This window comes from Roseofilum sp. KMC-1, from assembly GCF_057802075.1.
Map to the genome: position 1 here is coordinate 3,987,168 of NZ_CM173605.1, position 23,242 is coordinate 4,010,409.

General features: G+C 45.3%; 22 protein-coding genes. 9 read left to right on the forward strand and 13 right to left on the reverse strand.

The window, feature by feature from the left end:
• Positions 1 to 357: 357 nt before the first annotated feature.
• Positions 358 to 558, forward strand: coding sequence for a hypothetical protein (locus AC3FZD_RS18315; RefSeq protein ID WP_488737394.1), 201 nt, complete (start codon positions 358 to 360; stop codon positions 556 to 558).
• Here AC3FZD_RS18315 and murG read toward each other — a convergent pair.
• Positions 555 to 1,625, reverse strand: a complete 1,071-nt coding sequence (gene murG, locus AC3FZD_RS18320; protein ID WP_488737395.1) for an undecaprenyldiphospho-muramoylpentapeptide beta-N-acetylglucosaminyltransferase — start codon at positions 1,623 to 1,625, stop codon at positions 555 to 557. The two genes, AC3FZD_RS18315 and murG, sit on opposite strands and share 4 nt — an antisense overlap.
• Positions 1,626 to 1,825: 200 nt before the next feature.
• Between murG and AC3FZD_RS18325 the strand changes: the two genes are divergently transcribed.
• Positions 1,826 to 2,641 carry a DUF8623 domain-containing protein gene (locus AC3FZD_RS18325; protein WP_488737396.1) on the forward strand — a complete coding sequence of 272 codons (816 nt, stop codon included), beginning with the start codon at positions 1,826 to 1,828 and terminating at the stop codon, positions 2,639 to 2,641.
• Between the two features lie 80 nt (positions 2,642 to 2,721).
• On the forward strand, positions 2,722 to 3,657 hold the full coding sequence (locus AC3FZD_RS18330; protein WP_488737397.1) for a DUF8738 domain-containing protein: 936 nt from the start codon (positions 2,722 to 2,724) through the stop codon (positions 3,655 to 3,657).
• A 36-nt stretch (positions 3,658 to 3,693) separates the two neighbouring features.
• Here AC3FZD_RS18330 and AC3FZD_RS18335 read toward each other — a convergent pair whose 3' ends face one another.
• Positions 3,694 to 4,992, reverse strand: coding sequence for a flavin-containing monooxygenase (locus AC3FZD_RS18335; RefSeq protein ID WP_488737398.1), 1,299 nt, complete (start codon positions 4,990 to 4,992; stop codon positions 3,694 to 3,696).
• A gap of 147 nt (positions 4,993 to 5,139) precedes the next feature.
• Between AC3FZD_RS18335 and AC3FZD_RS18340 the strand changes: the two genes are divergently transcribed.
• On the forward strand, positions 5,140 to 8,184 hold the full coding sequence (locus AC3FZD_RS18340; RefSeq protein WP_488737399.1) for a GAF domain-containing protein: 3,045 nt from the start codon (positions 5,140 to 5,142) through the stop codon (positions 8,182 to 8,184).
• Between the two features lie 53 nt (positions 8,185 to 8,237).
• Positions 8,238 to 9,524 (forward strand): hybrid sensor histidine kinase/response regulator, encoded by a 1,287-nt coding sequence (locus AC3FZD_RS18345; RefSeq protein WP_488737400.1) that lies wholly within the window; start codon positions 8,238 to 8,240, stop codon positions 9,522 to 9,524.
• A gap of 130 nt (positions 9,525 to 9,654) precedes the next feature.
• Here AC3FZD_RS18345 and bfr (AC3FZD_RS18350) read toward each other — a convergent pair whose 3' ends face one another.
• The gene (bfr, locus tag AC3FZD_RS18350; protein WP_488737401.1) at positions 9,655 to 10,122 is read right to left on the reverse strand and encodes a bacterioferritin; all 468 of its coding nucleotides are present in this window, start codon (positions 10,120 to 10,122) and stop codon (positions 9,655 to 9,657) included.
• Positions 10,123 to 10,178: 56 nt separating this feature from the next.
• The gene (gene bfr, locus AC3FZD_RS18355; protein WP_488737402.1) at positions 10,179 to 10,643 is read right to left on the reverse strand and encodes a bacterioferritin; all 465 of its coding nucleotides are present in this window, start codon (positions 10,641 to 10,643) and stop codon (positions 10,179 to 10,181) included.
• Between the two features lie 203 nt (positions 10,644 to 10,846).
• Between bfr (AC3FZD_RS18355) and AC3FZD_RS18360 the strand changes: the two genes are divergently transcribed.
• A complete protein-coding gene (locus tag AC3FZD_RS18360; RefSeq protein WP_488737403.1) occupies positions 10,847 to 11,089 on the forward strand; it encodes a (2Fe-2S)-binding protein in 243 nt (80 codons plus the stop codon).
• 57 nt (positions 11,090 to 11,146) lie between these two features.
• On the opposite strand, the gene AC3FZD_RS18365 is transcribed toward AC3FZD_RS18360, so the two are convergent.
• The 8 genes from AC3FZD_RS18365 to AC3FZD_RS18400 all read right to left on the reverse strand — a co-directional run bounded on the left by AC3FZD_RS18365 (position 11,147) and on the right by AC3FZD_RS18400 (position 16,423).
• Positions 11,147 to 11,980: an inositol monophosphatase family protein gene (locus AC3FZD_RS18365; RefSeq protein WP_488737404.1), complete on the reverse strand. Its 834-nt coding sequence runs from the start codon at positions 11,978 to 11,980 to the stop codon at positions 11,147 to 11,149.
• A gap of 30 nt (positions 11,981 to 12,010) precedes the next feature.
• Positions 12,011 to 12,169: a DUF6760 family protein gene (locus AC3FZD_RS18370; RefSeq protein WP_488740386.1), complete on the reverse strand. Its 159-nt coding sequence runs from the start codon at positions 12,167 to 12,169 to the stop codon at positions 12,011 to 12,013.
• Positions 12,157 to 12,486: a hypothetical protein gene (locus tag AC3FZD_RS18375; RefSeq protein ID WP_488737405.1), complete on the reverse strand. Its 330-nt coding sequence runs from the start codon at positions 12,484 to 12,486 to the stop codon at positions 12,157 to 12,159. Before AC3FZD_RS18375 ends, AC3FZD_RS18370 begins: the two co-directional genes overlap by 13 nt.
• Positions 12,479 to 12,784, reverse strand: coding sequence for a hypothetical protein (locus AC3FZD_RS18380; RefSeq protein WP_488737406.1), 306 nt, complete (start codon positions 12,782 to 12,784; stop codon positions 12,479 to 12,481). The genes AC3FZD_RS18375 and AC3FZD_RS18380 overlap by 8 nt, the downstream gene beginning before the upstream one ends.
• A 36-nt stretch (positions 12,785 to 12,820) precedes the next feature.
• Entirely contained in the window at positions 12,821 to 13,423 is a 603-nt protein-coding gene (locus tag AC3FZD_RS18385; RefSeq protein WP_488737407.1) for a phage tail protein, read from the reverse strand.
• 72 nt (positions 13,424 to 13,495) lie between these two features.
• Positions 13,496 to 13,996 (reverse strand): phage tail protein, encoded by a 501-nt coding sequence (locus tag AC3FZD_RS18390; protein WP_488737408.1) that lies wholly within the window; start codon positions 13,994 to 13,996, stop codon positions 13,496 to 13,498.
• Positions 13,997 to 14,056: 60 nt separating this feature from the next.
• Entirely contained in the window at positions 14,057 to 14,557 is a 501-nt protein-coding gene (locus AC3FZD_RS18395) for a phage tail protein (protein ID WP_488737409.1), read from the reverse strand.
• Between the two features lie 162 nt (positions 14,558 to 14,719).
• Positions 14,720 to 16,423 carry a phage tail sheath family protein gene (locus AC3FZD_RS18400; RefSeq protein WP_488737410.1) on the reverse strand — a complete coding sequence of 568 codons (1,704 nt, stop codon included), beginning with the start codon at positions 16,421 to 16,423 and terminating at the stop codon, positions 14,720 to 14,722.
• A 387-nt stretch (positions 16,424 to 16,810) separates the two neighbouring features.
• Between AC3FZD_RS18400 and AC3FZD_RS18405 the strand changes: the two genes are divergently transcribed.
• Positions 16,811 to 18,115: a Pvc16 family protein gene (locus tag AC3FZD_RS18405; RefSeq protein ID WP_488737411.1), complete on the forward strand. Its 1,305-nt coding sequence runs from the start codon at positions 16,811 to 16,813 to the stop codon at positions 18,113 to 18,115.
• Positions 18,116 to 18,306: 191 nt separating this feature from the next.
• Here AC3FZD_RS18405 and AC3FZD_RS18410 read toward each other — a convergent pair whose 3' ends face one another.
• Positions 18,307 to 19,176, reverse strand: a complete 870-nt coding sequence (locus tag AC3FZD_RS18410) for an EthD domain-containing protein (protein WP_488737412.1) — start codon at positions 19,174 to 19,176, stop codon at positions 18,307 to 18,309.
• Between the two features lie 125 nt (positions 19,177 to 19,301).
• On the opposite strand from AC3FZD_RS18410, the gene AC3FZD_RS18415 reads away from it, so the two are divergent.
• Positions 19,302 to 21,275: an ATP-binding protein gene (locus AC3FZD_RS18415; RefSeq protein ID WP_488737413.1), complete on the forward strand. Its 1,974-nt coding sequence runs from the start codon at positions 19,302 to 19,304 to the stop codon at positions 21,273 to 21,275.
• Positions 21,276 to 21,342: 67 nt separating this feature from the next.
• The gene (locus AC3FZD_RS18420; protein WP_488737414.1) at positions 21,343 to 23,238 is read left to right on the forward strand and encodes an ArsA family ATPase; all 1,896 of its coding nucleotides are present in this window, start codon (positions 21,343 to 21,345) and stop codon (positions 23,236 to 23,238) included.
• Positions 23,239 to 23,242 lie beyond the last annotated feature (4 nt).

The following is a 23,242-nucleotide window of genomic DNA, read 5'->3' on the forward strand; positions in this document are numbered from 1 at the left end:
TGGAATTTTGCGGGCCTATGGGCTGGGTTTGGATGGGATTAGGTCAGTAGCAGCCAGAGAATTTAACCTATCTTCATGAAGTTTTGTTAAAATCTCCGTGGGTTTGCGGAATCTAGAATTCTCAGGCTGTAGTTGACAGTCAAGAATAAGTACACCCATGCAAGTGTGGAATCAAAAAAAGTCCAAAACCTTTAGGGAAAACTAGCAAATTTTGTAAATTTGTGGTTATGATGTTCAAATCTTAATAAAACCTAAAGCGAATACCTTAATGTCAAGTCAGCCGAGGAGCTGACTGAGCATTTGCCAAGGAAACCCCTAGTCATCAGGTCGTCTACCATCGAAGGAGTCAAGTGTCTTATGTTAATTCGAGATATCGTAAACCAAAGTCTAACCGTTGGCTATCTCAGTGTAGAAGCTGAGAACCAATTACGCACTAACCTCAGCCACAAGTATGATGTCGAAGATTTCCGGGCATTTATGCAATTACAGTTTGCGATCATGAATGGACAGGTGAAGCAGGAGGCTCGCGAACAGTTTTTAGTGGCAGTGACTAACTAAGTCAACGGGCGAATCATGCTAACGATTAGTTGGGCTAACTGCTGGGCACTGTTGGGTACAGCGAGGGAAGCCATGGCTTGTGACATTTTCTCTAGGGTTTCTGGGGCTTCGAGCAGTTGAGAGACGGTTTGCTTTAAGGTTTCAGCCGTGAGTTGGTTTTGCTCAAAGAGTTGTGCTGCACCGGCTTGGACGAAGATCTGGGCGTTATAGGTTTGATGATCGTCGGCAGCATAGGGATAGGGAATAAGTATAGCTGGGGTTTTGGCGATCGCCAATTCCGTTAATGTTCCAGCTCCAGCGCGACTGATGGCTAAACTCGCTCGATGGAGTAAAGCGCCCATATTGTCGTAAAAAGGCAGGGTTAAATAGTGCGGATGCTGAACCTCTTGCCGCTCAGGATCGTTATTTCCGGTTAAATGAACCACAACGACACCCCGCTCTAACCAGTCTTGCACTGCTTCGCGCACCAATTTATTCACGGCAACTGCTCCTTGAGATCCCCCGACCACTACAATTAAAGGGGCATCTTCGGGAATATCTAGGGTGAGGGGTTGGGGATGAAGGAATTCAGCACGTACGGGAGTTCCCATCGTCACGACATTGGCTCCCTTGAGATAATTTTTGGCAGCTTCAAACCCGACAGCTACCTGAGTACACCAGGGAGCCAAAAGGCGCGTGACTTTACCGGGTAAGGCGTTTGACTCATGGAGGAGAACTGGTAAATTGAGCGATCGCGCGGCAATAATTACAGGAGCAGCAATATACCCTCCGGTGGTAAATACCCCTTGAAACCCACCCGTTTTCAATAGCCGACGACAGACTCCAATGGAACTTACCAGCCCTTGCAAGACTCTTAGGCTCTTGAGACTCAAGCCTCCCTGAAAGCCTTCTACGGCGATCGTATGTAGGGGATATTGACTAGGGACTAACTCGGTTTCTAGTCGGTTGGGAACCCCCAACCATTCAATCTGGCAGTTCTCAAGTTGTCTAGCAACAGCCAGAGCGGGAAATAAATGCCCACCAGTTCCACTAGCGGCAATTAAGAGTTTCAAGGGTGAGTTCGACATGAGGGAGCTATCGGGTGTGAATCAGGTACTCTAGAGTATAGTAATAGGGTTTTGCGGGCAGTTTCTGCTAATCCGTTATTTTCCCATAAACCGTTTTACCTTCTCCTTACTTTCCCCCCTTCTCCTGTGGGAGAAGGGGTTGGGGGATGAGGGCAACGGTTGAGACATTATTTGAGATAGGTCAATCCATGAACGAGAATATGATAAATTCTATTTCCAGTTACCAGAAACGATGGGCAAGGCTACCCGTTCGTCGCCTTTGGGCTACCTTGCTGTTGAGTGTCTCCATCGCCACTACTGGGGTGGGGGTACAAGCGGCTGAAACCATACCCAATGAGTTAAAACAAGTGATTGAGCAAATCGACACGAATGCTAGTCAAAAGAACTTAGAAGGGGTTTTAGCCTTTTATGATCGGCAATTTAAAAGTGAGGATGGCTTAACTCGCTCTAGTTTGGCAGAAGTGTTAGCGGGATTTTGGCAGGATTATAGTCAGATTCGCTACAGCACTGAAGTTGAGTCTTGGAAGCAAGAGGGTAATGCTTGGATCGCGGAAACGGTGACCCAAATAGAGGGTAAAAAAATGATGATGGGGCGATCGATGGATATGCGATCGCAGATTCGATCGCGACAACGGTTAGAAAATCAAAAGTTAGTGCAACAAGAAATCCTTTCAGAACGCACTATTTTAACCTCTGGAGACAATCCTCCTACGGTTAATTTTCAACTGCCGGAAGAAGTTTTAATTGGTCAAAGGTTTAGTGTAGATGCGATCGTTCAAGAGCCTTTAGGTAATGATGTTCTTTTAGGCGCTCTTCTAGAAGAGCCGATCAATGTAGAGAATTATCTGGAATCTGAATCTATCGACTTGGAGTTACTCTCGGCTGGCGGTTTATTTAAATTAGGAACTGCTCCTGTTATTCCCGAACCAAGGTGGATTTCAGCCGTATTAATTCGCGGGGATGGTATTACCATGATTACCCAACGCTTAAGAGTCGTGAAGTCAATTAACAATTAATCCTTAATAAGGGCTGTGGGGATATGAGGGAATGGGGAGACCGCCGATTACCAATTACCAGCGTGAAGCGCTTAAGATCTATGTCTCAGTTCAAAATTGATGTATGGGGGATAGTATTTGCGAGTTTAATAGGAGTTGATCCCCTGTTAACTAACTCAGCATTTTCTTTTCCTGTACTGGCTCAGGATATCCCCATTAATTCTAGTGAAGTGCAAACGGTTCCTCAATTTTTAGTTGATGCCGTTCGTTGGGATCTGAGTATTGAATTAGGCGTACATCCCGATCGCCTTTCCTTTGTTCAAGCCAGTCGCCAAGAATGGCCAGATACCTGTTTAGGATTGGCTAATCCTGGGGAATTCTGCGGTCAGCAAATTATTCCCGGATGGCGCATTATTCTATCTGATGGGTCTCGTCGTTGGGCTTATCGCACGGATGTTCAGGGACAACTCAGACGACTCGAAGCTACCCCCGAAGAGATTGCTTTTCCCCTATTTTTACGGGAAATTGTCTTAAAAGCAGTGGCGACAGATTCCCAACAACCTATCGATTCTTTGGCGTTTCAACAAGCGATGCCCCAAAATTGGCCCGATACTTGTTTAGGCTTAGGAGGAAATAATTGCACGGCGATCGCCGTTCCCGGTTGGCAAATTACGGTAATTAGCGATACTCTGGGTAAAACTTGGAACTATCGCACCAATCGCAATGGCTCCATTATCCGGCAAGTAATGAATCAACCTTCTACTGAAACTTCTGGCATTCAAGCATTACCGGAATCCGTCAGGCAAGCTGTCTTCAAAGATTTGGCTCGTCGCCGACGACTACCCATGCGTACCCTAGAAGTCGTAGAAGCTACTCCTCAAATTTGGTCTAATCACTGTTTAGGGCTACAATTTTGGAATAGCGAGTGTCAGGCACAAGAGCTAGAAGGATGGCGAGTCGTTGTCAAAAATTCCCGGCGCAGTTGGGTATACCGAACGGATAATCAGGGCGCAATTGTTTATCCGGAAACCAATTAAATGAGTAATGAGTAATGAGTAAGAAAGTCTCATTTTTTAAGGCAAACTTTGATTTTCAAACTTAGGATACTGGGAATCCAGATAATGGGCAAATTTGCGAATCAAAGGAAAAGTTAAACGAGCTACTTTAAGTTGTCTCAAAACTGCTTGCGGGTCGGATAAATGGGTCTTGGGTAATTCTTGACCCAGTTTTTTGAACACTAAGCCGATGGGAATTTTGATTTCTTCTTGTAGGCGCAAACAGTTGACTAAAAACTGGCTGTAAGGGCCAATAATTGAACCGACTCCACCTCGTGCTTGTCCCCAGCCAATATAGTAAAGACCTTGATAATCATCTAGAAAAGTACCGGCATAACATTGAACCGTTGCCCCTTTAATCCGTTGCAGTTCATCGGGTAAAAAAGGATAGGCAAGATGATAGCCAGTTGCACAAATGATCAGATCGACTTTTTCAGAGCTACCATCTACAAATTCCACCCTAAAATCATCTAACTGGTCAATACCCGGCTTAGGAATAATTTTTCCTTGTTTAATATAGTAAGGGACTTCATTATTAATCGTAGGATGTTTGGTAAATAGGCGATGGTTGGGTTTGGGTAAATCATAGCATTTATGGGGGCCAAATGTGAGACGAATAATGGTATGAGCCATGGCTCGCTGTACCCATTCAGGCATCCACCATTGCACCAGATTAACAACTGGAATTCCGGCAAAGGTTTTGGGAATAAACCAAACCGACTCACGCAAGCTCAGAAAGGATTTTTCTGCGACTCGTGCAGCTTCGGCAGCAATATCGCAACCGGAGTTACCGCCGCCAATAACGAGGACTCGTTTACCCCGTAGTTGGTCAGGATGTTTGTAATCTTTAGAATGAATAATTGTGCCTGCAAACTCTCCCTGAAATTCTGGAAAGCGCTTACACCAGTGATGGCCATTGCAGATTAATATTCCTTTGTAAATCCTTTCTTCTTGATGGTCAAAGATGACGCGCCAAAGGTTATTTTGGATGGGATGAATGGCGGTGACTTTGCGGTTGAGTTCGATGTTTTCCCGCAAGTGAAAATGCTCTGCAAAATTACGCAGATAGGCTAACATTTGGGCAGCACTGGGAAAGTCTGGATAGTCCCTAGGCATAGGGAAATGGGGAAATTCGGTGACTTGGCGAGAGGAGATGATATGGGCAGTTTCATAAACGCCGTGATACCAATTTCCGCCTATATCATCGCTGGCATCAACTTGATCGTAGGGAATTTGGGCGGATTTAAGGGCTGCGGCGATACCGAGTCCGATAAAACCTGCCCCAAGGATGAGGTATTTTTCAGAAGTTGGGGACATGATAATTATGAATTGAAGAATTGGGAACTTAGAGGATTATGAAGGAAGGACAATAGGATAATTTAACTCTAGTAAGAATAGATGATTTTCGATAGAATGAGTGGATTAGGGGCTTTTTCTGCTTCATCGCTCATATTAACTCTGTCTATGTGGAACTTTTTACAAAATATTTTCTCTCCCAGTCAATATATGCCCCATGGTTCGTGTTATTTGTGGCAAACTCCCCTGATTTGGCTGCATGTCACCAGTGATGCGTTGATTGCGATCGCCTATTTTTCCATTCCCGCCCTCCTCATTTACTTCGTCCACAAACGCCGTATGCCCTTCATGGGTATATTTTACCTGTTTGGAGCCTTTATCATTTGCTGCGGCATCGGACATCTGCTCGATATTTGGACGCTCTGGCATCCCGCCTATTGGCTCTCTGGCATAGAACGGGCGATTACTGCCCTAGTTTCCTGTTGGACAGCCGCTCAAATGGTGGTTCTATTGCCCCAATTCCTAGCCCTAAAAACCCCAGAAGAGCTGGAAAACATCAATCGAGAGCTGCAAGCAGAAATTGTGCAACGCCAGCGCACAGAAGAGATTTTAAGCAGCATTGTCACGGGAACGGCTGCTGTTACTGGAGAGCAATTTTTTCCCGCCCTCGTCCATCATTTAGCGGCTGCCCTCCAGGTTGAGTATGTGGCGATCGCCCAAAAAGTCGATCGAAAGCTGCAAACCCTGGCCATTTGCATAGATGGTAAACTGCAAAACAACATCGAATATCCCCTAGCTGGAACCCCCTGCCAACAGGTCATCGATCGCGGTCAACCTTTTTGGTATGGCGATAATCTACAGGCTCTCTTTCCAGACGCTCCCCTACTTGAACCCATAAATGCCGTCAGTTATTTAGGTGTACCCCTAGTCGATGAACAACAACAGATCATCGGCAACCTCTGCATTATAGACTGCAAACCCCTACCCAAAGACGATCGCACCGAAGGACTCCTGCAAGTCTTCGCTGCTCGCGCTGCCGCCGAACTGCAACGGCAAGAAGCCACCCAAGCCCTCACCCAAGCCAAAGCTGAACTCGAACAGCGCGTTGTTGAACGCACCACCGACTTAGAACAAGCCAATACGATTCTGCAACAGGTGGTGGAACGGGAGCAAAGCATCACCCACATTCTGGAGCAAATGCGCCGCACCCTCGATATCAGGGTGATTTTCCAGTCTACCACCGAAGAACTTCGTTTAGCTCTGGAGTGCGATCGCCTTGTCGTCTATCGTTTTGATCCCGACTGGAGCGGCGAAATCGTCGCCGAATCCGTCACCCAAGGTTGGATACCCCTACTCTCCCCCGAATGGGAAACCCTACCCGAACTCCATCAAACCACGGATAACGAAGAATGCCGACTGAGTACCTCAGAACCCTTCATCGAAGATACCTATCTCCAAGAAACCCAAGGCGGGCGCTTCTATGAAAAAATTGCCTGTAGTAGTGTCCCCGACATCGAAACCGCAGGCTTTAGTGAATGCTACTTACAACTTCTGCGAAAAATGGAAGCCAGAGCCTATCTCATCGTCCCCATTTTTGCTCACAATAAACTTTGGGGATTACTCGCTGCCTACCAAAACTCTACTCCCCGACAATGGCAAACCCCAGAAATCACCATCTTCTCCAAAATTAGCAATCAATTGGGTATTGCCGTCCAGCAAGCTGAACTCTTCGAGCAAACCCAACAACAAGCCAAAGAACTCGCCCAAGCCAAAGAACTCGCCGATAGCGCTAACCGTGCCAAGAGTCAATTTCTCGCCAACATGAGTCATGAGTTACGCACCCCCCTCAATGCCATTTTGGGCTTTAGTCAACTCATGACTGCCAATCCTGCCCTCCCCCAAAAATGTCATCAATACATCGAAATTATTAATCGCTCTGGAGAACACCTGTTAGCCCTAATTAATGATATTTTAGAAATGTCTAAAATTGAAGCTGGGCGTACCGTACTGCGAGAAAATGATTTTAACTTATATCAATTGCTCAACAATCTTCAGGAGATGTTGGGGTTAAAAGCCGAAGGCAAAAACCTCAATTTACAATTTAATATCGCCCCAGATATGCCCCAAACCATTCATACCGATGAGAGTAAACTGCGGCAAGTCCTCATTAACTTATTGGGAAATGCCATCAAGTTTACTCAAACTGGTTCAGTCATATTACGGGTTGAGCCAGTCCAGAACCCAGACTCTTTCAGTCTCTCCTTTGCAGTAGAAGATACCGGCCCGGGAATTGCCCCGGAAGAACAACCTAAAATCTTTCAAGCCTTCGAGCAAACTCAAACCGGACTAGCTTCAGAAGAAGGAACTGGACTCGGATTACCTATCAGCCAACAATTTGTAAAATTAATGGGAGGTGAAATTAGGGTTGAAAGTTCTTTAGGTGAAGGCTCTCAATTTAGCTTTATCATTCCTGTAACTCCTGTGGCTTTTGAAAACCAATCATCCCAGGTAGAAAAATTAGGGCGGGTTGTAGCATTAGCGCCTCATCAACCTACCTATCAAATTCTCGTCATTGAAGATAATTCGGCTAATCGCTTACTGCTATCAGAACTCCTAGAGCGCGTTGGTTTTAGGGTTACTACTGCCAATAATGGACTTGAAGGGATTGCTGCCTGGGAATCCAATCCTCCTGACCTGATTTTTATGGATTTACAAATGCCACAAATGGATGGCTATGAAGCTCTGAAAACCCTTAAAAAGAAACAGCAAGAAAACCCTCAACTCGATATCATTCCTGTTATCGCAATTAGTGCTAGTGCTTTTGAAGAAACCCGCCAGAATGTTATTGATGCTGGATTTCATGATTTTGTGCGGAAACCTTTCCAAGAACAAGATTTATTAGAGATTGTCGCTAAACATTTAGGTGTGGTTTATGAATATGAGCAAGAAGCCTCTGGAACAGTAGATGCATCGGCTTCATATTCTAATGATGACCCGGAATTAGAAGAGATGAAACTTGCCCTAAAGAAAATGCCTCCAGATTGGGTTCAATCCTTATATGATGCGGCAGCTCAAGGAAGTGATAAAATCATACTAGAATTAACAGAAGATATTCCAGATGAGCAAGCTTTACTGACTTCCGATCTAACCATCATGGCAATTGATTTTCGATTCGATCTGATCCTGCACTTAATCGAGCAACTGGATCGATAGAAGATCGGGTTCTACTCATTTAATAAAAACCCTAAAAATGGTAAATACTCACTATGACTTTATTGGCAACTGCATCCGATCCAATTGATATCTTGATTGTTGATGATACACCCGTCAATCTTCGTCTGCTCTCGGATATGCTAGAAGAGCGCGATTATAATGTCCGCAAAGCCCTGAATGGTAAAATGGCATTGCGGGCAACAGAAAATAAACTCCCTAATCTGATTTTATTGGATATTAATATGCCAGAAATGAATGGGTATCAGGTTTGCCAACAGTTGAAGCAGTCAGAGAAAACTCGGCAAATTCCTGTGATTTTTATTAGTGCTTTAGATGAACCGACAGATAAAATTAAGGCTTTTCAAGTGGGGGGAGTAGATTATGTGACTAAACCCTTTGCTGTGGAAGAAGTTTTAGCCCGAATCACTCATCAATTAGAGTTACAAAGGCTGACTCGTGATTTGCGCGATCGCAATCAAGAGTTAGAGGATACTTTGGCTGAATTAAAGATGACTCAAGTGCAATTAATCCAAAAAGAGAAAATGTCGAGTTTGGCGGAATTGGTTGCTGGAGTCGCCCATCAAATTAATAATCCAATTAGTTTTATTTATGGTAATTTAGAGCCAGCCAAGGAATATATTAATGATTTAATTAGAACGATTCATTTTTATGAAAAACATTATCCAGAATCTTGGCAGAGAGAGGATAATCCTGTAAACGAGTTAGATTTTGAGTTCCTGAAATCTGACTTAATGGATTTAATGAAATCGATGTATCATGGAGCCGATCGCATTCGCTCTATTGTTTTAACCCTGCAAAAGTTTTCCCATCTGGATGAAGCGGATGTTAAATTGTTGTCAATTAATCAAGAGCTGGAAAGTACCCTAACTTTGATTCAATACCGCCTAGAAGTGGATAAAAGTAACTCATCTATTAATTGGATTAAAAACTATGGGAATCTCCCTAAAATTATGGGTTGTCCTAGGGATTTAAATCAGGCTTTTTTAAATATATTTAATAATGGAATTGAAGCCCTAGAAGACAGTCCAGGAACTCTTAAACCTACGATTGGGATAGAAACTAAGGTTACAGAGGAAAACTGGATACAAGTTGTGATTAAAAATAATGGGGGAGAAATTTCAGAAGCGCTACGCTCGCAGATCTTTAATCCGTTTTTTACGACTAAAATGGAGCGTAAAGCTCAAGGATTGGGGTTGTCTATTAGCCATCAAATTATTGTGGAGCAACATGGAGGCAGTTTAACCTGTGAGTGTTTGCCCGGTGGAGAAACGGCTTTTATGATTGGACTGCCGATTAAGAGTAACCTTAAAGAAGGGTAGGTTGATAACTGCAATCTTTAGAGGATGAATACAGCAGTTTTCTTACTCTATGCGATACATTTCGATCCCCCTAACCCCCCTGTTAAAAAAGGGGGGCTGTAAAACCCCGACTAAAAATGATGAGGGTGGCTTACATCTGGGATTGTAGATAGTTGGGTAAGCCAATTTTCTCAATTAATCCCAATTGCTTTTCCAACCAATAGGCGTGATCTTCTTCTGTGTCTGCTAAAATCACTTTGAGGATTTCACGGGTTTGATAGTCTTGCTCGGTTTCGCAAACGGCGATCGCCTCTTTCAGGTCTCCAACAACCCTATACTCTAAATCTAGGTCGCTTTTGAGCATTTCTGGTACAGTGGAGCCAATGTTTAACCCGTCCTGTTGGGATAAATCGGGGGTGGTTTCTAAAAATAATAACCGCCCAATAATGGCATCTGCATGTTGGGTTTCTTCTTCCATTTCATGGTTGATTCGCTCGTAGAGCTTGTTTAATCCCCAATCAGCATACATGCGAGAGTGGGTAAAATACTGATCCCTAGCTGCAAGTTCACTTCTGAGCAGTTTTTGCAGTTGGGCAATGACGCGATCGTTCCCTTTCATGTTTCAATTCTCGTTTAACTGGTATAGTTGATACTTGACCTCTGGATGGCCCATGGTTACATCATTGATTGTAAGTAGTTTTCTAATCCTGAGTTTTGGATTAGCCATTGTTGGGATTCTAGCCAATCAATGGATTCTTCTGTCTCCTCTAGAATTCCTTCTAGCATATCCCGACTGATATAATCTTGAAGGGATTCGCACAGTTGAATTGCCTCTTGCAAGTTAGCCCGGATCTCTTGATACATGGTTAAATCATTTTGCAAGACTTCCGGCACATCTTCACCAATAAGGAGTTTACCTAAATCTTGCAAGTTGGGTAAACCTTCCAGGAACAAAACTCGCTCAATCAGCTTATCAGCCTGTTTCATCGCTTCAATCGATGCTTTATATACTTTGTCGTTGAGTTGATGAAGTCCCCAGTTTTTGCAGATTCTGGCATGGAGAAAAAACTGGTTAATTGCTGTCAATTGAAGTTTAAGGGCAGCATTCAATTGGGCTTTGACATTGGGATCACCCTGCATTCGTGTTCTCCTAACTGATTGATTAGAGGGCTTCTAGAGTCTAGGTTTAGAACGGCTCTGGATTTCAAGCTGTCTTTGCCGATCCTACTTGACTTCCTAGGGGCTGTCAATGCATAATGGGGTTGTTACTTGAGAATACTTTTCATTAACTTGGAATTAAGTGAAGAGAAGATTTCTAAATTTAGTGGAGGCAGTGAACCGGGATGTACGTTTGTATCTGTCATGCCGTTACAGACCGCGATATTCGCAAGGCGGTGGCTCAGGGAGCGTGTTCTGTGGATATGGTGTGCGATCGCCTGAAAGTCTCCAGTAGTTGTGGCCGCTGTTGGGAACATGCCCATCAAGTGGTGGAAGAAGCGATAGTTGAGCAGCAAGCGCCGGTGGATATTCATGCGATCGCCCAGAAAACTCAAGAACGTTATGGCGATCGCCGTAAAGCTTCTTAACAATAACTTAAAGTTTGTTGCATTAAAGTCTTAATAAGAGAATTGCCTTAAATCTGCCTATTGAGTAAGAGTCACTAGCCAGGGTTGGAACATCTCTATCCATTGGGAGTGACTGACGATTAGGGTGGGATAGGGAGAACGATGATAATCTGCACCCGCGATCAGGGGAAAGGGTGCGGAAGTGGTGAGAGGAACCCAGACTGCACCCGCAGCATGGGCGATCGCCCAAACGGCGGCAATATCCCAGATTTTCGGGGTCGCTTCTACCCCACCGATGGCAATTCCGGCCGCAACAGTGAGCATATTGTAGGTCGCTACCCCCAACAGGCGAATTTTACAGGGAAAAGGGCCGCGATCGCTCTGCAATATAGAGATACTGCGAGCGCAAAGATTAAAGAAATGATTTCCACTGGGGCGATCGGATGTGGGGGTAATCCCTCGATCCTGCAAAAAAGCACCGACTGGATGGCCGTTGAGTGCCGAGGGAGCATTCCAAAAGCCATAAAAGGACTGGCGAATGGGAGGAAAATGGACATAGCCAAATACAGGAGTGCCTTGGTAAAGTAGGGCGATGGAAATGCCCCACAGGGGAATCCCGCGAGTAAAATTAGTGGTTCCGTCAATGGGATCGACAATCCAACACCAAGGGGTATCGGGAAACTGTTTAGCCGTTTCCTCCGTTAACACTCCATGGTCGGGAAACTGGGCTAAAATCTGATCTTGTAGCTGGCGATCGGCCCATCGATCGGACTGAGTTACCAAGGAACCATCTGTCTTTTCCTCTCCCTGAACCCGGCCAAACTGTTTGAGGAGTTCTTCCCCCACTTCTTGGGTACTGACTCGCGCTACCTCCAACACTTGTTTCCACAGGGGATAATTGCCCAATTCCATAATGTCTTAGCCTAAATCAACACCATCAGACTACTCAGGATTTAACATCCCCGCAATTTCCACCACCCATTGCTGACGCTCCTGATGATCTAGGGCGAGAATTTCGTCCCTAGACCAGTGAAAATGAAAGGCGATAAAGGCTACCTCCCGATACAACTGGGGTAGGGGGTAGCCGGTTACTCCCCCGATAGGACTAATTCTGCCTCCGTAGGGTTAATGCTGTTGTAGAGATTGAGTAAGTAGTCTAAATCGACGAGAAATAGGTTTTCTAGGGCTTCTGGAGTGATGGAGGGCAGTGTTCCGAGTTGGAAAATCGTGCGTGAGAGCATGACGAGAGCGCGATAATTGGGGTAGTCGGAGAGGTTCGGGTGGCGATCGCCAATTATCTCATCCTTTCCTGTTGCTAAACGGATCGCTCCTTCTTGATGCACCCTTCCTTCCTCATCCACCAACCCCTTGGGTAACACAAAGCTAAACCCGATTAAATCATCCCTTTCTTCAGTCATGCTCTACCGGTTCCAACTCATTAATCTGACGATAAAAATCCTGAAGATAACCTAAATCTACAGCAAACATATTTTCTACCACAGCAGGGGAAATTTCCTGTAATGTTCCCAATTGAATAATCACCCGCGCCAAAATAATCACCGTTGCATAAGCCGGATTATCCATCACCCTTGGATCGCGCATGGGGATAATTTCATCCATAGCGCGAGATAAGCGCATCCGTCCCTGACGGTGCAGATTTCCATCGGAGTCTAAATAGCCTTTCGGCAAAGTAAAATCAAACTCAGTTTGCAACATATCATTTTTAATTTTTAATTTTTAATTTTTAATTCCCTACGGCGGCGAAATCCGCTTAAACACCTCACAAGCCATCTCTAACTCTTCGCAAGCAAGGTCAGAACTCGAAGCCGTATTATCCGTGACACTATAGCTAATCGGCCAAGCATTTTCAAACTGAAACAGAGCGCCAATATCACCATTTTGACGATAAACGGCGATCGAGCCATTGCGACGCTGTTGTTCCCAATTGCCCTCTTGCACCGCATTCAACCAATTCCAGAGGGTTTCCGAACCACTTAACCCTCGTCTAAGACTAATATTATCAATGGTTGTTTTAGCACCAGGAAGTTTAGAAGTATAGAGCATTCCCCGCTTGGCTTTGCCCCAAGGTTCCGGGAAAACTTCCGTAAACTCTACGACTTCTTGAGCAACCTTAAATCCTTTACACTCCATAAATAACCCATCTACCCCATCCTTAGAGCCATCTAAATATAACTCCACATAAAACCGACAAGCCGTCAAAATTTCCCCTAAATCCCGTTGAATTGCAAAGGCATCTTTGCCTCGACTCGAAAATCGAGAAGAGATATTAGAGTGTTGTCTACTCGGTTGGCGTTGGGATCGATTCAGATTGGGAAAACGAGAAAACATAGGCATAATAAGATTAAATTTACTGGTAGGGGCGGGTTTCAAACCCGCCCCTACCCTGTATTTCATTATCTTCTTGAATTATACGGTGGGCACTGCTGCTATGCGGGTTCCTTGGGTTGGGACTTTTCTAATCCCCGTATGGCTAATTTCTATGGTTTCCTTGAATAAATCTGTGCTGTCTGCGCCCGCCTGAGTTGTCGTATATTTTGCGGGCACAGCTTGTATTATATTGTACCTTGCTCCTTCCGTTCCATCCTGCTTATAGATCACTAAAGAAGCATCTCCAGCATCTGCCACAGCAGTCGTTGTTCCCCCAGTCATGGCTGATGGATGAGAACGAGTATACCAATTAATCAGAGCATCATTTTCTACTGTAGTCACAAATTCTAAGGTCATATTCTCATAACTCACATGAGAAGGGGTAATTTGAGTTCCAGCGGCCACATTTTTACCCGAAAAAATAGCTTGTCCTTCGGCTGCGGGTTCAATGCTCATGGAAATACCACTAACTTTTTGTAATTGTAGAGTGGTGATGCCTTTCAATTCAAAATAAAACCGGGCTTGGGTTAAATACTCCATAGTTAAATATCCTCTTTAGATCGTTATAATGAGCTGGAAAAAGGTACAGAGGTTAAGGTTCTAGGCTGCGTTTGACATAGCGACAACTTTAGTAATTCTCTCCGCTACAAACTCATAAGTTTCCATCACTAATTCTCCAGAAGTGGCATCCACATCAGAGACTGAATATTTTTTAATCCAAGCTCGGTCTAAATTCCACCGCAAAACCTCTTTATTACTGGGATCGTAAACCACCAATGAACCGGATTTACGACTATTGGCCCAATTGCCACCGCCTCCTTCTTCTTTGGGCATCACTTCTAAGAACCAGTCAAATAATCGCCGCGCTGCGCCTTGGGTATCATCATTGACATAAACTTCGATGGTCATGGAAGGGTTGGTTTCATAACCGGCGATCGTGGTGTGTCTAGCTCCACCTTTTTTACCACTGTGAATGGGTTTATCTCCACCGGTTACTTTACCTTCATAGGTGAGAGCGGCCATACTTTTGACTTCTAATTCTTCTAAGCCTTCAAAGTTCAAATAAAATCGGTTGGCTGTAGTTGTATAAACGGGAGGCATGGTGTCACTGTCCTTTTACTGATCGGTAATGGGTAATGGGTAATGGGTAAGAATTTACAGCAGTTTTCGCGCTTTATGTGGGACATTGCCGATCCCCCTAAATCCCCCTTGAAAAGGGGGACTTCTAATGCCCCCCCTTACAAAAGGGAGGGTTGGGGGGGATCAACCTTCGCCTTCAGCCGTCCACTGACTGATGCGGAAGATCACAAATTCAGCCGGTCGCACCGGAGCAATTCCGACTTCGACATACAATCGACCGAGCATCATACTCTGGGGCGTATTGATATCGGCATCACATTTGACATAGAAGGCTTCGTTGGGAGATCCGCCCATCAAAGCACCCGATCGCCACAAATCGGTTAAGAAGCTGGTAATCGTGCGTTTCACCCGTTGCCACAAGTCCTCATCATTGGGTTCAAACACCACCCATTGCATCCCATTCTCAATGGATTTTTCGATGTAGCTCATCAAACGGCGCACATTAATATAGCGCCATTGGATATTATCCGGCTCAACCAGAGTCCGAGCGCCCCAAACCCGAATACCTCGGCTGGGGAAGGGACGAATACAGTTAATCCCTATGGGGTTGAGCAGTTCCTGTTCCCGGAAATTACAGTCATAGGTTAAGCCCAGCACACCTCTGGGGACTTCATTGGCAGGTGCTTTATAAACTCCTCTGGTTTCATCAATGCGAGACCAAACCCCGGCCATATAGCCACTCGGAGGAATCGCTACCGGGCGACCCGCATTTCTGGGATTGGGAACCCGAATCCAGGGATAATACAGAGCAGCAAACTGGGAACGACGGTTAAATTCTTCCCGCAGCCAACGATTGACTTCTTGGGGTTTTACTCGGTCTGGAGGAGGATCGAGGATCACCATCCGGTTGGGAGCATTGGGAATATCGCCATCTGCTGCTCCTTCACAGAGACTGACCATGACATCCATGATGCCGTGGAGTTGGTCAATATTGATGAGTCCCGCTTCATAGACTTTCATCAGATCGGGACAAGCCATGATTGTTACTTCGTCAATCTCGAAGAGTCCCCTAACTCCGGTGCGGTCATCTCTTACCCCTTCAATATGTTGAGAGAAGCGATCGGGGGGAGGCATCACCAGGGGAGGACTGATTTCATACACTCCATTACTGGGTCTGCGGGCTAGGGGCGAACCGCTAATGGATAGGTCTATAGCCGCAATATATTCCGATTCTTCTAAGGCTGTCACCACGTAGGTTGCCACAGAGGAATCAATTTGGGAATTCATGGTTAGGTTTTCAAACCGTTCTAGCTCTTCATCTCCTTGGGCGATGACTACGGTGAAAAATTCACCGGTATTAGCGGTAAGGGTTACTTCGGAAGGACTATCTCCTGGGGGAGTTTTGGGTTCTCCGTCCATGATTTGCACTCGAACGGAGTGATCTATAGGGATAAGACTAGAGATATTCTGGCCAGTAGTCGTGAGGTCGGAACCCGGACGGATGGAGAATTTGAGGCTGGGTCGATTTCCCCGGTTCATGATGCTGGTTCCGGTTTCTGTGGCTTCAGGTTCTGGGGAACCGGGTAAGCGCGTGCCAATGCTGACGATCCAGCAACGGCCACCACCATTGAGGAACCATCCGTAGACACTTAAGGGCAGATAAGCGCCAAAGTCGGTAAACCCATCGGAGTTGGGTCGGCCAAAATATTGTAGATATTGATCCCAAGTGGTGACCAACATGGGTTTAAAGGGTTCTGCGCCTCCTCGGATGTCTTCGGTAAAACCGACGAAGCCCCCTACAGCAGTCGGAACCCCTTCAATGGGACGACTGCCGCGATTGACTTCTTCGATGTAAACACCGGGAGCGTAATAATCAAGTCTCGCCATAATGGGTTCCTTCCGAATACCAAGTTACTGTGGAGATTTCCGGTTAAGAGATGACTTTATCCAAGATGGATATCAAAATCAAAGAATAGGGATATATTTTTCCTAAATAACTCTTGACCACGATAGTGCAACCATACAATAGATGGGTTTTGAATGGCTAGTTTTTTTAAAGGATTTTTTTGAAGGTTTACATATTTTAATGTATCTTTATAATTGATAATAATTCAGCAAAAAATGTCCATAAAAAAGTACAAAAATTAATCCCTAGATGGAAGGCTAATCCTAAGCTAAGATAGCGGCTAAGGCCCCATGCGCTATTCTTGAGCGGGATCGAGGTAATTCTGAACTTAGAACTGGCAATAGAACTGAAGCGAGTGAGTGAATTGAATGGGTAATTATTTAGCGATCGCCACGGCTACAGCGACGATGCAGCGCATTATTCAACAAGCGATACAAACAGATGTGGATGGTTCTAGGGTAACTACGGTGCGCCCGGATGGTGCAGGGGGAGGTATCCCAGAAACTGGGGTGAATCTATACCTTTACCACATCAAACGCAATCCTGCGTTAACGAACCAAGATACCCCCAACTTTCAACGACGGGGAGAGATGGTCAAGCGCAGACAAGCGGCCCTAGATTTATTTTATGTGATTTCCTGTTACGGCAATGATGCGGAATTAGAACCGCAGCGACTTTTAGGGTGTGTGGCTCGTGCCTTAGAAGATCAATTGGTGTTTACACCGGAGATGATTCGGGAAACGATTAACGATCCCACATTTGACTACTTAGAAGGGTCAGATTTAGCAGACCAAGTTGAACAAATTCGGGCAGAATTTGTTTCGGTTTCTACGGATGAACTCTCGAAAATTTGGTCGGTTTTTTTTCAGACTCCCCATGCTTTGTCTGTGGTCTATAAAGTCAGTGTGATTCTGATAGAAAGTGATGTATCAGCCCAATCTGCACTACCGGTGCGCGATCGCCGCATGATTGGCGGCCCCTTCCCCAAACAACCGGTGATCGATCAAGTGATCAATGCTACGGGTAAATATATGCCCATTTTAGCCAACAGTACCCTCCGCATTCGCGGTCGCTTTCTCTCGAATTCCGTCACTCAAGTGCGGATTAATCAAGCAGAAGTCACTCCCCAAATCATCAATGATACAGAATTAAGTCTTCCCCTGCGTCTGGTTCCCAATACCCATCTGCGGGCTGGAGTGCAATCTCTACAAGTGATTCATCCGCAACTGCCCTCTCTTCCTGCTCAAAATGGTCGCCGTTCTCCCCGTCGTAGCACTAGCACGGAACCCATTCAAAAGGTAGAATCTAATGTTTTTCCGTTTGTGGTACGTCCGAGTTTTCTGGGTTATGAACTGGTGGATATGGAAGGAACGGAAGAAGACCGTCGCTTGGGTAAAATCATTATTCGTACTAATCTCACCATCGGTGCAGGGCAGCGCGTGGTGTTGATGCTGAATGAGTATTCTAGCGAAAGTGCGATCGCCTATCTCTTCAATAGTAGCCCCATTCGCGAAAACACCCGCACTCCCATAATTCCCATCAGTAATGTGCGACCGGGTGACTATTTTGTTCGCATTCAAGTTGACGGTGCAGAGAGCTTATTAGATGTGGATCTCGATCCCAATAGTCCTACTTATGAACAATATATTGGCCCGATTCTCACGTTGGAATAACTATTGATCTAGGTTAAGTACGATGATAGACGATATTTTTTGATCTACTTTGACTAGAATGCTACCGTACCATTTCTCTTTGATTTTGTACTAAGTTCCTCGAGTAGACTTTTTCAATGCTCTCCAGTTCTATATACTTCGTCATAGAGAAATGGTACAGCAATCAACAGCGATATTACAATTAGAAAAAATCAATTTTTTCCTAACATCAAATTTCTGGTCTGTTCTCTCAGTTGGTTAATGGCTCCGACCTGTTCAATCGCTTTTGCCCCAGCTAATCCCCATTGACCAACTAAAGTGGCTTCGCCATTATAAACAACCGTCGATCTGGCTCGCTCTGGATAAGGTTGAAATGATTTAACATACTTAGCCATGCCCTTAGTAGCTTTCTTATACTCATCAGAAGCCAGGTAAGTTCTTAAGGCCAAACGGTTTTTGAAGCCAATTTCTAGGGCAGAATGAATATTTAGCTCTGGGATATTTGCCCCCTGCTGTTCTGGTTCAAAAAACAAATGCAGTCGTAGCTTAATCACACAATCACTATTAGCTAACTGAGGGGCAAATGTGTTTTGTAACCAATCATGCAATTGTTCCCGACTAACTCCATCACTTTTGCCAATCATGATGTGAAACTTATCATACTCTACTTCCCAACTTGGAGTAGGATTCTCAATTTCATCATAGTAAGTAATTGGAGTATTCATATTAGGTATTAGTTTGGTGGTAAAGTTAACTTCATCTCCTCCTAAATACTCTAATCCTGGTTTGTAGTATGTCGGCAATACGTCTGGGCTGGTAAAAGTTAATTCAGCGATCGCATCAAAATTTTCTTCTGCGGTGGATGTCGTTCTCACTCCCTCAATGGGAGTCCATATCGTGCCCAGGTTATGCCAGGTGCGAATTTGCCAGAATTGATGGAGTGCAGGAAGACGGGCACAAACGGGGCCATGAACATTACCCCAATAAGCATCAAATGTTTTTAAGTCTAGATCCGGACGTTTCCATAACAGGACATAGTTACAAATGGTTCCTTGTTTATCTCGATCTGCATAATTTGGCATGGCTCATTAATCTCCTTTTAGCATTGAATTCAAAAGGTCGCAACTGAGTCTAGAATACCATAAAATATAGAAATAATGAGTAGCTCTGTAAAAATAATTTTTGTAAAAATAAATTAAAATTTACTATGACTGATTTATTCAACACCACCTGGCAAAATGCCAATCAACAGAATTTAATCCAAGCGTTGGTGAAACTGCAAGCTCGGATTAATGAAAAAATGAGTGGAGAATCTGATCCGGGGGAAGTCGTCACCGAGCAAGGAGAATCGATCACCGATCTAGAAGAGTCTGAATTTGCCCTGGATCGGTTGTGCAGTACATTTAATCTGTCTAGTTTTGAGAGAGATATTTTACTCTTATGTGCGGGGCTAGAGTTAGACGAGCAGTTTTTACAATGGTTAAGTCAATTACCAGGAACAGCTCAGAAGTTTTACCCCACATTTGGGTTAGCGCTGAAAGTTTTGGATCGTCCCCATTGGAGCGCGTTAACTCCGGAATCTCCCTTACGTTATTGGCGCTTAATTGAACTGGGATCTGGCCCTTCATTTACGCTCAGTCCCCTGCGTATTGATGAGAGTATTTTGCATTATTTGGCGGGGGTGAGAACTCAACCGTTGCCACTCGAAGCGTTGATCCAACCGGTGGATATTTCGGTATCGTTGATGGAACATGACCATGAATTGATTCAAACGTTGGTGGATACTTGGGTAAGTGCGGCTCATGGGAAGGAGTTTCCGTTGGTACAATTGTGTGGGGAAGATAGTCAGAGTAAACAGGCGATCGCCGCTACTGCATTTTCTAGCCTGAATTTAACGCTTCATCATCTCGATCCTGCTCAACTTCCCTCTAGTCCCCATGATGTGCATCAACTGCTGAGGTTATGGCATCGGGAAGCCTTTCTCAAAGGGTATGCGCTGTTGATTAACTGCGATTACCTTTCCACTCCCCTGAACCAAAACCTAGCCCTAATCAAGCTCATTCAAGAGATTAGCACGCCGGTGATTCTCACCAGTGGCGATCGCCTCTCCATCCCCAACCGCTCCATCCTCAACCTCGAAGTCCACAAACCCACCCTCAGCCAACAATCCCAATATTGGCAAACTCACCTCGATTCCTGGGGTATCGAACTTAACGGCCAAGTGCAAACCCTTATCTCCCAATTCAACCTCACCAGTACGCAAATTCAAACCATCTGCGCTCATACCCTCAATAAATACCGCAATCAACCTCCAGAAATTATTACTACTGAACTTTGGAGCGCCTGTCGCCACCAAGCCCGCCCCCGCATGGACGATCTAGCCCAACGGATCGAAGTCAAAGCCACCTGGGAAGATCTCGTGCTTCCGGATACCCAAATGCAAACGTTGCAAACCATGGCGGCTCACCTGCGCCAACGGGCAAAAGTCTATGAAAATTGGGGCTTTCGGCGCAAAAGTGGACGAGGTTTAGGCATCAGCGCCCTCTTTTCTGGCCCCAGTGGCACGGGGAAAACCACAGCCGCCGAAGTGCTGGCGAATACTCTAGAACTGGACTTATATAAAATCGATCTTAGTTCTGTAGTCAGTAAATACATTGGGGAAACGGAAAAAAACCTGCGCCGCGTGTTTGATGCCGCCGAAAGTGGGGGAACAATTCTATTATTTGATGAAGCCGATGCTCTGTTTGGAAAACGTTCAGAAGTCAAAGACTCCCATGACCGCCATGCAAATATTGAAGTGAGCTATCTGTTGCAACGGATGGAAGCTTATCAAGGTTTAGCCATTCTTACCACTAACCTGAAAGGAGCCTTAGATAATGCTTTCATGCGACGCATCCGGTTTATTGTTCCCTTTAATTTTCCCGATATTAAACAACGGGTAGAAATTTGGCGCAGAATTTTTCCCCCAGAAACGCCGACTCAAGATCTAGATATGAATAAATTAGGAAAACTGAGTATTTCTGGAGGAAATATCCGCAATATTGCCCTGAATTCTGCATTTTTAGCAGCAGAAGATAATGAACCTGTGCAGATGAAACATATCTTGCAAGCGGCGAAAAGTGAATATGTAAAACTGGAAAAACCTTTGCTCGATAGCGAAGTTAAGGGATGGATCGCTTAATCTTGAAAAGTGGAACTGGATTACCCTTCTGGTTGTACCATAGGGAGTTAGGACGCAAATAACTGATATGAATTCATACGATCGCCTAGAACTATTGCTCTTGAGTGGTAAAGGGGGAGTGGGTAAAACCACGCTCTCCTGCGGTTTCGCCCGCTATTGGGCACAACGGTTTCCCGAAGAGAAAATTTTACTGCTCTCCACTGATCCAGCCCATTCCCTGGGAGATGTGTTGCAATGTTTAGTAACCGGCGATCGCCTGTCTCTGCCCGATCTGCCTAATCTAGAAGTGCAAGCCCTTGATGCAGCCGCTTTACTCCAAGAGTTTAAACAGCGCTACGGTGAAGTCCTACAACTGCTCGTGGAACGGGGCAGTTTTGCCTCAGCCGAAGATTTAACCCCCGTCTGGGATTTAAGTTGGCCGGGACTCGATGAATTAATGGGAATTCTAGAGATTCAGCGCTTGTTACGGGAACAAGAAGTAGACCGGGTGGTGGTGGATATGGCCCCTAGCGGCCATGCACTGAATTTATTAGGATTAATGGATTTTCTCGATCAGTTCCTGGAAGCGCTGGATCTCTTCCAGGAAAAGCACCGGGCTATTAGTCAAGCCTTTACCGGCCGCTATCAGGGCGATCGGGGAGATGAATTTTTACAAGAGATGAAAGCCGATCTACAAACGGGAAGAGCTTTATTGCAAGATCGAGAACGTACCCGTTGCGTCGTGGTGGGTATTGCTGAAGCGATGAGTTTGGAGGAAACTCGACGGTTTGTCACTTCTTTGCAAGGGTTACAGATTCCCTTGGGTGGGGTTTGGGTGAACCGGTTGGTGGATGGATCGACAGAGTTATCCCCCGCAGAGCAAGACCGCTATGCAGAGCAGCAGCAGATTCTACCGCAATTTCAGCAGGTGGCTGGAAGTTTACCCCTGTTGGGGATTAGCCAATGTGCCACTCCCCCCTTGGGAAGTGCTGCCTTAGATGGGGCGATCGCGCAGATGTCGCCCGTTGCGATCCAGGATGGGGAAATGACTTTTGCTCAGGTCATCTGGCCCGATCGCATTCCACCGGGTTTACCCGACTTTATGGCCCAAGAGCGTCGCTTAATTATTATTGGGGGGAAAGGTGGAGTCGGTAAAACGACTGTGGCGGCGGCGATTGCCTGGGGAATGGCGCAAACCTATCCCGAAAGACAAGTGCGGGTGATTTCTATCGATCCGGCCCATTCCTTGGGAGATGCCTTTGGACAGCCTTTAAAACACGATCCCCAGGCGATCGATCTCCCGAACCTGACGGCCGCTGAAATCGATTCTCAAGTCCTCCTCAATCAGTTTCGCGAAGCCTATCTTTGGGAACTGGCTGAAATGATTAGTGGTGACTCTCCAAACCAAGACAACCTAAAATTGCTCTATGGCCCAGAAGCTTGGCGGAAACTGGTTTCCCTGTCCTTCCCTGGGATTGATGAAATTTTGGCTCTCTTAGCAGTGATGGAACTTTTGGAAAGTCAAGAGCAAGATTTAATCATCCTCGATACTGCTCCCACTGGGCATTTACTGAGATTTCTAGAAATGCCCACAGCGTTAGCAGATTGGTTAGCCTGGGTGTTCAAATTGTGGATTAAATATCAAGATGTTCTCGGACGTACCGAGTTTATGGGCGAACTCCGCACTCTGAGAAAACGGGTCGTTACAGCCCAGAAAAAACTAAAAGATCCTCAACATACTGAGTTTATTGGTGTGGTTCAAAATCAACCCGCTATTTTAGCCGAGCATAATCGCTTGAGTGTGTCTTTACGAGAACTAGAGGTGAGTCAAAACTATGTGGTTTGGAATTATGGTAGTGAGACGAAGAACCCTTTGGATGTCGATCCTGAGCAAACGGTGATTTATCTTCCGCCCTTGCCGCGATCGGTTCAACCTTTGGTTCGGATTCAAGGAGCTGCCAGATTACTGTTTGAACCCTCCTAGATGA

What these genes read in the sequence shown, in the direction of transcription:
- AC3FZD_RS18315 (WP_488737394.1), top strand. Translation starts at nt 358, where the DNA reads ATGTTAATTCGAGATATCGTAAACCAAAGTCTAACCGTTGGCTATCTC.
- murG (WP_488737395.1), bottom strand. Translation starts at nt 1,625, where the DNA reads ATGTCGAACTCACCCTTGAAACTCTTAATTGCCGCTAGTGGAACTGGT.
- AC3FZD_RS18325 (WP_488737396.1), top strand. Translation starts at nt 1,826, where the DNA reads ATGATAAATTCTATTTCCAGTTACCAGAAACGATGGGCAAGGCTACCC.
- AC3FZD_RS18330 (WP_488737397.1), top strand. Translation starts at nt 2,722, where the DNA reads ATGTCTCAGTTCAAAATTGATGTATGGGGGATAGTATTTGCGAGTTTA.
- AC3FZD_RS18335 (WP_488737398.1), bottom strand. Translation starts at nt 4,992, where the DNA reads ATGTCCCCAACTTCTGAAAAATACCTCATCCTTGGGGCAGGTTTTATC.
- AC3FZD_RS18340 (WP_488737399.1), top strand. Translation starts at nt 5,140, where the DNA reads ATGTGGAACTTTTTACAAAATATTTTCTCTCCCAGTCAATATATGCCC.
- AC3FZD_RS18345 (WP_488737400.1), top strand. Translation starts at nt 8,238, where the DNA reads ATGACTTTATTGGCAACTGCATCCGATCCAATTGATATCTTGATTGTT.
- bfr (WP_488737401.1), bottom strand. Translation starts at nt 10,122, where the DNA reads ATGAAAGGGAACGATCGCGTCATTGCCCAACTGCAAAAACTGCTCAGA.
- bfr (WP_488737402.1), bottom strand. Translation starts at nt 10,643, where the DNA reads ATGCAGGGTGATCCCAATGTCAAAGCCCAATTGAATGCTGCCCTTAAA.
- AC3FZD_RS18360 (WP_488737403.1), top strand. Translation starts at nt 10,847, where the DNA reads ATGTACGTTTGTATCTGTCATGCCGTTACAGACCGCGATATTCGCAAG.
- AC3FZD_RS18365 (WP_488737404.1), bottom strand. Translation starts at nt 11,980, where the DNA reads ATGGAATTGGGCAATTATCCCCTGTGGAAACAAGTGTTGGAGGTAGCG.
- AC3FZD_RS18375 (WP_488737405.1), bottom strand. Translation starts at nt 12,486, where the DNA reads ATGACTGAAGAAAGGGATGATTTAATCGGGTTTAGCTTTGTGTTACCC.
- AC3FZD_RS18380 (WP_488737406.1), bottom strand. Translation starts at nt 12,784, where the DNA reads ATGTTGCAAACTGAGTTTGATTTTACTTTGCCGAAAGGCTATTTAGAC.
- AC3FZD_RS18385 (WP_488737407.1), bottom strand. Translation starts at nt 13,423, where the DNA reads ATGCCTATGTTTTCTCGTTTTCCCAATCTGAATCGATCCCAACGCCAA.
- AC3FZD_RS18390 (WP_488737408.1), bottom strand. Translation starts at nt 13,996, where the DNA reads ATGGAGTATTTAACCCAAGCCCGGTTTTATTTTGAATTGAAAGGCATC.
- AC3FZD_RS18395 (WP_488737409.1), bottom strand. Translation starts at nt 14,557, where the DNA reads ATGCCTCCCGTTTATACAACTACAGCCAACCGATTTTATTTGAACTTT.
- AC3FZD_RS18400 (WP_488737410.1), bottom strand. Translation starts at nt 16,423, where the DNA reads ATGGCGAGACTTGATTATTACGCTCCCGGTGTTTACATCGAAGAAGTC.
- AC3FZD_RS18405 (WP_488737411.1), top strand. Translation starts at nt 16,811, where the DNA reads ATGGGTAATTATTTAGCGATCGCCACGGCTACAGCGACGATGCAGCGC.
- AC3FZD_RS18410 (WP_488737412.1), bottom strand. Translation starts at nt 19,176, where the DNA reads ATGCCAAATTATGCAGATCGAGATAAACAAGGAACCATTTGTAACTAT.
- AC3FZD_RS18415 (WP_488737413.1), top strand. Translation starts at nt 19,302, where the DNA reads ATGACTGATTTATTCAACACCACCTGGCAAAATGCCAATCAACAGAAT.
- AC3FZD_RS18420 (WP_488737414.1), top strand. Translation starts at nt 21,343, where the DNA reads ATGAATTCATACGATCGCCTAGAACTATTGCTCTTGAGTGGTAAAGGG.